This window comes from Pseudomonas sp. SID14000 (genome assembly GCF_002165135.1).
Taxonomy (GTDB): Bacteria; Pseudomonadota; Gammaproteobacteria; order Pseudomonadales; family Pseudomonadaceae; genus Aquipseudomonas.
On sequence record NZ_NFZQ01000190.1, the window covers coordinates 1 to 334 of the forward strand.

Sequence of the window (334 nt, forward strand, 5' to 3'; positions counted from 1 at the left end):
GAGTCGTTGATGGTGGTCTGAGCCGGCGTCGGGTTCGGCACCAACTGCTCGAAGTTGCCACCGGTAGCACCGGTAATCGTGGTGCTGACGGTCGAGCCGTTGTTGTAGACGTCGTTGGCCGGGGTCTGGAAGTCGACGCTGCCCTGGGTCTTGCCGGCTTCGACGGTGATGGTCTGGCCATTGGACAGGGTCACGGTCACCGGGGTTTGGGCCGGGTTGCTCAGGGTCACGGTGTAAGTGATCACGCCACCTTCGGTCACCGACGGGTTCGCCGTCAGCGTCGCGGTGGTGGTGTCCACCGAGTCGTTGATGGTGGTCTGAGCTGGCGTCGGGT

Annotated in this window: 1 protein-coding gene; it reads right to left on the minus strand. The window is 64.1% G+C overall.

Annotated features, from left to right (window positions below; genetic code table 11):
- The coding region (locus CAY82_RS26870) for an immunoglobulin-like domain-containing protein (protein ID WP_170931153.1) at window positions 1-334 on the minus strand (334 nt) is incomplete at both ends.